The organism is Streptomyces sp. NBC_01723, assembly GCF_036246005.1.
In the GTDB taxonomy this organism is placed as follows: domain Bacteria; phylum Actinomycetota; class Actinomycetes; order Streptomycetales; family Streptomycetaceae; genus Streptomyces.
In genome coordinates, this window is sequence record NZ_CP109171.1 from 7786524 (window position 1) to 7797890 (window position 11367).

The following is an 11367-nucleotide window of genomic DNA, read 5'->3' on the forward strand; positions in this document are numbered from 1 at the left end:
GAGCTGACGGCGGCGCAGATCGATTTGGTGTGCGCGTCGGTGGAGGGTGGGGCGGCGAACGTGGCGGATGTGTATCCGCTGGCGCCGTTGCAGGAGGGCATCTTCTTCCATCATCTGCTGGCCGGGCAGGGTGAGGCGGATGTGTATCTGGTGCCGATGGTGTTGGGCTTTGACAGTCGTGAGCGGCTGGACGGGTTCTTGGATGCGTTGCAGCGGGTGGTGGACCGGCATGACATTTACCGCACTGGGGTGGTGTGGGAGGGGCTGCCGGAGCCGGTGCAGGTGGTTCGGAGGCGTGCGGCGGTTCCGGTCACCGAGGTGGTCCTGACCGGGGAGGGCGAGGATCCGCAGGCTGAGCTGCAAGCGCTCGCCGGACGGTGGATCGATCTGCGGCAGGCGCCGTTGCTGCGGGTGCATGTGGCGGCTGACCCCGGGAGGACGGGGCGGTGGCTGGGGCTGGTGCAGGTGCACCACCTGCTCCAGGACCACACCGCATTGCAGGTGGTACTGGGCGAGGTCGCGGCGTTGATGGAGGGACGCGGGGATGAGTTGCCGGTGCCGCTGCCGTTCCGGGACTTCGTGGCGCAGGCCCGGCTGGGGGTCTCACGGACGGAGCATGAGGAGTACTTCGCCGAGCTGCTGCGGGACGTGACGGAGCCGACGCTGCCGTTCGGCCTGGCCGATACGCGCGGCGACGGCACGGGTGTGCAGCAGGCGCGGTTGGTGGTGGATGACGGGCTGGCGGGGCGGGTGCGGGAGAGTGCGCGTGGGTTGGGGGTGAGTCCGGCGACGTTGTTCCACGTCGCGTATGCGCGGGTGCTGGCGAGTCTGGCGGGGCGGTCGGATGTGGTGTTCGGGACGGTGTTGCTGGGTCGGATGAATGCGGGGGTGGGGGCGGAGCGGATTCCTGGCCCGTTCATCAACACGTTGCCGGTGCGGATGGACGTCGCGGATACGGATGTGGTGGGTGCGGTGCGGGCGATGCAGGCCCAGCTGGCCGGCCTGCTGGTGCATGAGCACGCCCCGCTCGCGCTGGCCCAAAAGGTCAGTGCGGTGTCGGCTTCGGCTCCGTTGTTCACCTCACTGTTCAACTATCGCCACGGCGGCCCGTCGGCGGACGCTGGCGCTTCGGTGCGTGGTGGTGCTTCGGGTGTTGAGTTGTTGTTCGCGCGGGAGCGGACGAATTATCCGTTGGCGGTTGCGGTGGATGATCTCGGGTCTGGGTCTGGGTCTGGGTTTGCGGTGGTGGTTGATGCGGTGGCTCCGGGGGATGCCGGGTTGGTGTGTGAGTTGGTGGAGATGGCGGTGGGGGAGTTGGTGGGGGCGTTGGAGGTTGCGCCGGGGGCGGTGTTGGGTGGTGTGGGTGTGCTGCCGTCGTCGGTGCGGGGGCAGGTGGTGGATGGCTGGAACAGTGGTGTGGTGTCGGTGCCTGAGGTGACGTGGGTGGAGTTGTTCGCGGAGCGGGTGGTGGGGGATCCGGGTGCGGTGGCGGTGGTGTGTGGGGAGGAGAGGCTGACTTATGGGGAGTTGGATGAGCGTTCTGGTCGGTTGGCGGGTGTGCTGGCGGGTCGGGGTGTGGGGTCTGAGTCGGTGGTGGGTGTGGTGTTGGGGCGGTCGGTTGATGTGGTGGTGGCGTTGTTGGGTGTGTGGAAGGCGGGGGGTGCGTATGTGTTTGTTGATCCGTCGTATCCGGTGGAGCGGGTGGGTGTGGTGCTGGCGGAGGCGGGGCCGGTGTGTGTGGTGACCGACAGGGCTTTGTCCGGTGGGTTGCCGGATGGGCTCGGTGTGCCGGTGGTGTGTCTGGATGATCCGGGGATGGCGTTCGCTGCGGTGGCGCGTCCTTTGCTCGGTGGGCGGGATGTGGCGGCGTATGTGATGTTTACGTCGGGGTCGTCGGGTGTGCCGAAGGGGTGGTGGTGTCTCAGGGTGCGGTGGTGGGTTTGGTGGCGGCTTTGGGTCCGGTGCTGGGTGCTGGGCCTGGGGTGGGTGTGTTGCAGTTTGCGTCGTTTGGGTTTGACGGTTCGGTGCTGGATGTTGCGGTGGTGTTGGCGTCGGGTGGGCGTCTGGTGGTGGCGTCGGAGGCGGAGCGGGCGGATGTGGGGTTGTTGGCGGATCTGGTGGTGCGGGAAGGCGTGGGGGTGGCGAGTGTGGTGCCCTCCCTCCTGGGTGTGGTGGACCCGGCGGGGGTGCCCGGTCTGGGGCGGGTGTTGGTGGGCGGTGAACTGTTGTCGGGTGAGGTGGCGCGGGTGTGGGCGGATGGTGGCCGGGTGTTGGTGAACACGTATGGGCCGACGGAGGCGACGGTGATGGTCACCGCCGGGCAGGTGCCGCAGGGTGGGGTGGGTGTGCCGTCGGTGGGTGGGCCGGTGGCGAATGCGCGGGTGTATGTGCTGGACGGGTTCCTTGAGCCGGTGCCTCCGGGGGTGGCGGGGGAGCTGTATGTCGCGGGTGTGCAGCTGGCCCGCGGGTATCACCAGCGTCCGGGCCTGACCGGGGAACGCTTCGTTGCGTGTCCGTTCGGTGGTGCGGGTGAGCGGATGTATCGGACTGGTGACCTGGCGCGGTGGACGGTGGACGGGCAGTTGATGTTCGTGGGCCGTGCGGATGATCAGGTGAAGGTGCGTGGGTTCCGGGTGGAGCCGGCCGAGGTCGAGGCCGCCCTGGCGGCACATCCCGGGGTGGGTCAGGCGGTGGTGGTCGCGCGTGAGGATGTGCCGGGTGACAAGCGGCTGGTCGCCTACGTCGTGCCCGAGGGCGACGGCCCGCTGGACGGTGACCTGAGGGGCTTTACGGCTGAGCGGCTGCCGGAGTACATGGTGCCGTCGGCGGTGGTGGTGCTCGACGGGGTGCCGTTGTCGGTGAACGGAAAGCTGGACCGTTCCGCGCTGCCGGCGCCGGAGTATTCGTCTGCCGGTGGGCGGGGTCCTGCCACGGTGGCTGAAGAGCTGGTGTGTCAGGTGTTCGCGGATGTCCTGGGTGTGGAGCGGGTGGGGGTGGAGGACAACTTCTTCGAGTTGGGTGGGCATTCGTTGTTGGCGATGCGGTTGGTGTCGCGGTTGAGGGTGGTGTTCGGGGTTGAGGTGGGTGTGCGGGAGTTGTTTGAGGCGTCGACGCCGGCGGGGTTGGCGGCGCGGATTGCGGGTGCGGATGCGGCGCGGGTGGGGTTGGTGCCGTGGGAGCGGCCTGAGCGGGTGCCGTTGTCGTTTGCGCAGCGGCGGTTGTGGTTCTTGGCGCAGTTGGAGGGGCCGAGTGCGACGTACAACATCCCGATCGCGCTGCGGCTGGAGGGTGCGCTGGATGTGGTCGCGCTGCGGGCGGCGTTCGGTGATGTGCTGGGGCGGCATGAGGTGCTGCGGACGGTGTTCCCGGTGGTGGACGGGGAGCCGTATCAGCAGGTTCTGACTGTCGCTGAGGTGGGTGAGGTGCTGCGGGTGGCGCGGGTGGCCGAGGGTGAGGTGGCGGACCTGGTGGTGGAGGAGACCGGGCACGGGTTCGACCTCGGGGTTGAGGTGCCGCTGCGGGCGCTCCTGCTGGAGACCGGCGTGGGTGTGCATGTGTTGGTGGTGGTAGTGCATCACGTTGCGGGGGACGGGTGGTCGATGGGGCCGTTGGCGCGGGACATCTCGGTGGCGTACGCGGCACGGCGTGACGGCCGTGTGCCCGGTTGGGAGCCGTTGCCGGTGCAGTACGCGGATTACACCCTGTGGCAGCGGGAGCTGCTGGGTGATGAGGGTGATCCGGGCAGTGTGCTGGCCGGCCAGGTCGGCTTCTGGCGGGATGCGCTGGCCGGGGCACCGCAGGAGCTGGTGCTGCCGGTGGATCGGCCGCGGCCGGCGGTGGCCTCGCACCGGGGTCACACGGCGTCGCTGGTGGTCCCGGCGGAGGTGCACGCGCAGTTGACGGCGCTGGCGCGGGAGCAGGGCGTGACGCTGTTCATGGTGGTGCAGGCCGCGCTGGCCGTGCTCTTGTCGAAGTTGGGTGCGGGCGAGGACATTCCCGTCGGTACGGCGGTGGCCGGCCGTACCGACCAGGCCCTCGACGATCTGGTGGGCTTCTTCGTCAACACGCTGGTTCTGCGTACGGATGTGTCGGGGGACCCGACGTTCGGTGAGCTGTTGGGGCGGGTGCGGGAGACAAGCCTGGCGGCGCTGGAGCATCAGGAGGTGCCCTTCGAGCGGTTGGTTGAGGTGCTGGCACCGGACCGTTCGCTCGCGCGGCATCCGCTGTTCCAGGTGATGATCACTCTGCAGAACGTGGATGGGGCGGGTCTGGAGCTGCCGGGGCTGCGAGTGGTGCCGGTGGGGGCGCAGCTGGCGGCAGCGAAATTTGATCTCGACTTGTCGTTGGGTGAGTTGGTCGATGGTGATGGGCGTCCTGGGGGGTTGCGGGGGTCGGTTACGGGGTCGGTGGATTTGTTCGATGGGGTGAGTGTGGAGGCGTTTGCTGAGCGGTTGGTGCGGGTGTTGTCGGTGGTGGCGGGGGATGTGCGGCTTAGTGAGGTTGAGGTGTTGTCGGAGGGTGAGCGGGGGCGGGTGTTGGTTGGGTGGAATGAGTCGGGTGTGGTGGGGGTGTCGGGTGTGGTGCCGGGGTTGTTCGGGGAGCAGGTTGCGCGGGATCCGGATGCGCCGGCGGTGGTGGGTGTGGGGGAGGTGTTGTCGTATGGGGAGTTGGATGAGCGGGCGTCTCGGTTGGCGGGTGTGTTGAGGGGTCGGGGTGTGGGGCCTGAGTCGGTGGTGGGGGTGTTGTTGGAGCGGTCGGTGGATGTGGTGGTGGCGTTGTTGGGGGTGTGGAAGGCGGGGGGTGCGTATGTGCCGGTTGATCCGGAGTCTCCGGCGGAGCGGGTGGCGTGGTTGTTGGAGGATGCGGGTCCGGTGTGTGTGGTGACCAGTGCGGAGTTGGCGGGTGGGTTGCCGCAGGGTCTGGCGGTGTTGGTGGATGAGGCGGTGGGTGAGGGGCCGGTGGTGTCGGCTGAGGCCGTGGTGGGTCCGGGGCATGCGGCGTATGTGATGTATACGTCGGGGTCGACGGGGCGGGCGAAGGGTGTGGTGGTGTCGCATGGGGCGTTGGCGGGTTATGTGGCGTGGTGTGTGGGGGCGTATCCGGGGGTGCGGGAGAGCAGTCTGCTGCATGGGTCGGTGTCGTTTGATCTGGGTGTGACGGGGTTGTTTGCGGCGTTGGTGTCGGGTGGGTGTGTGTTCGTGTCGGGGCTGGATGAGGGTCTGCCGGGGGTGCTGGGTGGGCGTCGTCTGGGCTTTTTGAAGGTGACGCCGAGCCATCTGCCGTTGCTGGAGGCGTTGGCGGGGGAGTGTGTTCCGACGGGCCAGTTGATGGTGGGCGGCGAAGCCCTCGGCTGGGATGCGGTGCAGCGGTGGCGTGAGGCGCATCCGGGTGTGGTGGTGGTGAATCACTACGGTCCGACGGAGGGGACGGTTGGTTCGGCGCATTACGTGATTGGTGCCGATCAGGGTGTGGGTGTGGGTTCGGTTCCGATCGGTCGGTCGTTTGCGACGACGAGGACGTTTGTGCTGGACCGGTTCCTGGAGCCGGTGGCGCCGGGTGTGGTGGGTGAGTTGTATGTGGCGGGGATGCAGTTGGCCCGCGGGTATCTGGGCCGTCCGGGGTTGACGGGGGAGCGTTTCGTGGCGTGTCCGTTTGGCGGGCCGGGTGAGCGGATGTACCGGACGGGGGATCTGGTCCGGTGGACCGCGGACGGGCAGCTGGTGTTCGTCGGGCGTGCGGATGATCAGGTGAAGCTGCGTGGCTACCGGATTGAGCCGGGTGAGGTGGAGGCCGTGCTGGCGGCGCATCCCGCGGTGGACCGGGCGGTGGTGCTGGTCCGTGAGGACGTCCCGGGGGACAAGCGCCTGGTGGCCTACGTCGCCGCCGACCGCGAGGGCGACCAGGATGATGACGGACTGACGGCTGAGCTGCGCGCATCCGTGGGGCAGCGGCTGCCGGAGTACATGGTGCCGTCGGCGGTGGTGGTGCTCGACGGCATGCCGTTGACGGCGAACGGCAAGGTGGACCGGGCCGCGCTGCCGGCGCCGGAGTTCAGCTCGGATGTGAACGGTCGAGGTCCTGCCACGGTGCTGGAAGAGGTCGTGTGCGGGGTGTTCGCAGAGGTGCTGCGGCTGGAACGGGTGGGAGCGGAGGACAACTTCTTCGAGCTGGGCGGGCACTCCCTGCTGGCGGTGACCCTGGCGTCCCGACTGCGTGACCGCGGCTTCGGCGTGTCGGTACGGGCATTGTTCGAGGCGCCGACACCGGCGTCGCTGGCTGCGGCAGCGAGTGCCGGTGGCGGTGGTGTGGTGGAGGCGCCGCCCAACGGGATTCCGGAGGGCGCGGAGGTCATCACGCCGGAGATGCTGCCGTTGGTCGAGCTGACGCCGGCGCAGATCGACCTGGTCTGCGCGTCCGTCGAGGGCGGCGCGGCGAACGTGGCGGACGTGTACCCGCTGGCACCTGTGCAGGAGGGCTTCTTCTTCCACCACTTGCTGGCCGGTCCTGGTGGGACGGATGTCTATTTCGAGGGGATCGTGCTGGGCTTTGACAGCCGTGAGCGGCTGGACGGGTTCCTGGCGGCGTTGCAGCGGATGGTGGGGCGCCACGACATCTACCGGACCGGGGTGGTGTGGGAGGGGCTGCCCGAGCCGGTGCAGGTGGTCTGGCGGCGTGCCGTTGTCCCGGTGACGGAGGTGACCCTGTCGCGCGACGGGGACCCGGTGGCGGAGCTACGGGCCATCGCCGGGCGGTGGATCGACCTGCGAGACGCGCCGCTGGTACGGGTGCATGTGGCCGCGGAGCCGACCAGCGAGGGTGGCGACCGCTGGATGGGTCTGGTGCAGGTGCACCACCTCCTCCAGGACCACACCGCACTGGAAGCGGTGCTTCGAGAGGTCGCGGCGTTCATGGAGGGGCGCGACGACGAGCTGTCGGCACCCCTGCCGTTCCGTGACTTCGTGGCCCAAGCCCGGTTGGGGGTCTCCCGTGAGGAGCACGAGGAGTACTTCACGGAGCTGTTGGGTGACGTGACGGAGTCGACGCTGCCGTTCGGCCTGTCCGATGCTCGTGGTGACGGCTCCGACTTGGAGCAGGCGAGGCTGAGCGTGGATGCCGAGCTGGTGGGACGGGTGCGGGAGCAGGCCCGTCAGCTCGGCGTGAGTCCGGCGACGTTGTTCCATGTGGCGTATGCGCGAGTCCTGGCGAGCCTCGCCGGCCGGACGGACGTGGTGTTCGGGACCGTGCTGCTGGGCCGCATGAACGCCGGGCGGGGTGCGGATCGGAATCTGGGCCCGTTCATGAACACCCTGCCGGTCCGGGCCGATGTCGCCGAGGACGACGTGGTGGGTGCGGTGCGGGCCATGCAGGCCCAGCTGGCCGGCCTGCTGGTGCACGAACACGCTCCCCTCGCCCTGGCGCAGAAGGCCAGCAGCGTCCCCGCGCGCGCCCCGCTGTTCACCTCCATTTTCAATTACCGCAACAGCCAGCGGTGGGGTGCTCTGCCGAACGGCGGTGACAGGGTCGGATTGGCCGGCGTGTCCGTGGTGCACCGGAGGGGAGGCACCAACTACCCGTTGACCGTGGCGGTGGACGACATGGGCTCTGGGTTCGGGCTGACGGTGGACGCCCTCGAGCCGGGTGATCCCGAGTTGGTGTGCGGGTTGATGCACACGGCGGTCGAGAGTCTCGTCGAGGCCTTGGAGAACGCGCCGGGCACAGAGCTGCATGGGCTCGAGGTGTTGTCGGAGGGTGAGCGGGAGCGGGTGTTGGTTGGGTGGAATGAGTCTGGCGTGGTGGAGGCCTCAGGCGTGGTGCCGGAGTTGTTCGCGGAGCGGGTGGTGCGGGATCCCGGTGCGGTAGCGGTGGTGGATGGGCGGGTGGAGTTGTCCTATGAGGAGTTGGATGAGCGGGCGTCTCGGTTGGCGAGTGTGCTGAGGGTGCGTGGGGTGGGGTTGGAGTCGGTGGTGGGGGTGATGCTGGAGCGATCGGTGGACGTGGTGGTCGCGTTGTTGGCGGTGTGGAAGGCCGGCGGTGCGTACCTGCCGATCGATCCGGAGTATCCCGCGGATCGCGTAACGATGATGTTGGAGGACGCGGGCCCGGTGTGTGTGGTGACCAGTGACGGGCTGGTCGGGCGACTGCCGGAGGGCCTTGGGGTGGTGGTGGATGAGGCGGTGACGGCCGGTGAGCTGATGGAGCCGGTGCGGGTCGAGTCGGGGCATGCGGCGTATGTGATCTATACGTCGGGGTCGACGGGTCGGCCGAAGGGTGTGGTGGTGTCGCATGGGGCGCTGGCCGGCTACGTGGCCTGGTGTGTGGAGGCTTATCCGGGGGTGCGGGAGAGCAGTCTGCTGCACGCGTCGGTGTCATTCGACGCGGGTGTGACGGGTCTGTTCGGAGGGTTGGTGAGCGGTGGGTGTGTGTTCGTGTCCGGGCTCGATGAGGGTCTGCCGGCGGTGCTGGGTGAGCGCCGTCTGGGCTTCCTGAAGGTGACGCCAAGCCACCTGCCCGTGCTGGAGGCGTTGCCGGAGGCGTGTGTCCCGACGGATCAGTTGATGGTGGGCGGCGAGGCCTTGAGCTGGAGCCTGGTGGAGCGGTGGCGCGAGGCGCACCCGGGGCTGGCCGTCGTGAATCACTACGGGCCGACGGAGGCTACGGTCGGCTGCGCGCACTACGAGATCGGTGCGGGTGAGGGCGACGGAGGTGCGGGTTCGGTTCCGATCGGGCGGTCGTTCGCCACGACGAGGACTTTCGTCCTGGATGGATGGATGCGCCCGGTGGCGCCGGGCGTGGTGGGTGAGTTGTACGTGGCGGGCGTGCAGCTGGCCCGCGGATATCTCGGTCGTCCCGGCCTGACCGCGGAGCGGTTCGTGGCGTGCCCGTACGGCGGGCCGGGTGAGCGGATGTACCGGACGGGAGACTTGGTCCGATGGACGATCGACGGGCAGCTGGTGTTCGTCGGGCGGGCGGACGACCAGGTGAAGGTACATGGGTACCGGATCGAACCGGGTGAGATCGAGGCCGTACTGGCCGCGCATCCGGACGTCGACCAGGTGGTGGTGATCGCCCGTGAGGACACCTCCGGCGACAAGCGACTGACGGCGTACGTCGTCGCCGAGGACGGCGGTGGTGTGGGCGCTGGTCTGGCCGCTGAGCTCCGCGCCCACACGGCGCAGAGACTGCCGGAGTACATGGTGCCGTCCGCGGTGGTGGTGCTGGACGAGTTGCCGTTGATGGTGAACGGAAAGCTGGACCGGGCGGCGCTGCCTGCACCCGACTACGGGATCGCGGGTGGCAAGGGACGCGGGCCGGCCTCGGTGGTCGAGGAAGTCGTGTGCGCGGTCTTCGCCGAGGTGCTGGGCCTGGAGCAGATCGGGGTCGACGACAACTTCTTCGAACTGGGCGGCCACTCGCTGCTCGCGGTGTCGTTGGTGTCCCGGCTGCGCGAATGGGGACTGGGGATCTCGGTGCGGGCGCTCTTCGAGACACCCACACCGGCCGGGTTGGTCGATGCCGGCAACGGACCGGTTGTGGAGGTGCCGCCGAACGGCATTCCGGACGGCGCCGAGGCCATCACGCCCGAGATGCTGCCGTTGGTGGAGCTCACGGCCGCGCAGGTGGAGTTGGTGTGTGCGGCGGTCGACGGCGGAGCGGGCAACGTGGCGGACGTGTACCCGCTGGCGCCCTTGCAGGAGGGCATCTTCTTCCACCACCTGCTCGCCGATCCGGGGGAGGCGGATCCGTACCTCCGCTCTCTCGCCATGGGCTTTGACGGCCGTGAGCGGCTGGACGGGTTCCTGGCCGCGTTGCAGCAGGTGGTGGACCGGCACGACATCTACCGCACCGGCGTGATGTGGGAAGGCCTGCCCGAGCCGGTGCAGGTGGTGCGGCGGCGCGCGGTCGTTCCGGTGACAGAGGCGACGCTGACGGACGGAGGGCACCCGGCGGCGGAGCTCATCGCGATCGCCGGCCGGTGGATGGATGTCCGACGGGCGCCGCTGCTGCGCGTCTACGTGGCGGCGGAGCCGGGCAGCGAGCGGTGGGTGGCACTGGTGCAGGTGCACCACCTGCTGCAGGACCACACAGCGTCCGAGGTGGTACTGGGTGAGGTCGCGGCCCTCATGACCGGGCGTGGGGACACCCTGCCGGTACCGCTGCCCTTCCGCGACTTCGTGGCCCAGGCGCGGCTGGGTGTGTCCCGCGCGGAACACGAGGAGTACTTCGCCCAGCTGCTGAGGGACGTGACGGAACCGACGCTGCCGTTCGGCCTGGCCGACGCCCGCGGGGACGGCACCGGCGCCCAGCAGGCACGCGTGATGGTTGACGACTCCCTGGCGGAGAGGGTGCGGGAGCGAGCGCGTGGGCTCGGGGTGAGCCCGGCGACGTTGTTCCATGTGGCGTGGGCGCGGGTGCTGGCCGTACTGGCCGGCCGGTCGGACGTGGTGTTCGGGACCGTGTTGCTCGGCCGGATGAACGCCGGGGTGGGAGCTGAGCGGATCCCTGGGCCCTTCATGAACACGCTGCCGGTGCGGATGGACGTCGCGGATACGGATGTGGTGGGTGCGGTGCGGGCGATGCAGGCCCAGCTGGCCGGCCTGCTGGTGCACGAGCACGCGCCCCTCGCCCTGGCCCAGGCGGCCAGCGACGTCCCGACGTCCGTTCCGTTGTTCACGGCGCTGTTCAACTACCGCCACAGCAATCGAGTGCGGTCGGACGCGCCGCAGTCCGGCGACACACGGCCGGGTGGGGTGGCCGGCATGAGGGTGCTGCTGGGTGAGGATCGAACGAACTATCCGTTGGCGGTCTCGGTCGATGATCTGGGGGTCGGCTTCGGGCTGACGACCGGTGTGGTCGCGCCCGGCGACCCGCAGCTCGTATGTGACTTGATGCAGACGGCGGTCGAGAGCCTGGTCACGGCCCTGGAGGAAGCGCCACGGACCCCGTTGCGTGCGGTGGAGGTGTTGGCGCCGGCGGGTCGTGAGCGGGTGTTGGTGGAGTGGAACGACACCGATCGTGTGGTGCCCGAGGAGACGGTGGTGGGTCTGTTCGAGCGGCAGGTGGTGCGGGATCCGGGTGCGGTGGCGGTGGAGCAGGGTGGGGTGGGTGTGTCGTATGGGGAGTTGAATGCTCGTGCGAATCGGTTGGCGCGGGTGTTGGTGGGTGAGGGGGTGGGTGCGGAGTGTGTGGTGGCGGTGTCGTTGGAGCGGTCGGTTGATCTGGTGGTTGCTCTGCTTGCTGTGTGGAAGGCGGGCGGGGCGTATGTGCCGGTGGATCCTGGGTGGCCGGCGGGGCGTGTGGGTGTGGTGTTGCGGGATTGTGGTGTGCGGGTTGCGGTGGCGGATGTGGGTTCGGGTGGCGGGGTGTTTG

At 69.1% G+C, this 11367-nt stretch carries 1 pseudogene; it reads left to right on the forward strand.

The annotated features are described in order from the left end of the window. Positions 1–29 precede the first annotated feature (29 nt). Positions 30–11327, forward strand: a pseudogene (locus tag OIE75_RS36240) (condensation domain-containing protein); the annotation flags it as partial. Positions 11328–11367 lie beyond the last annotated feature (40 nt).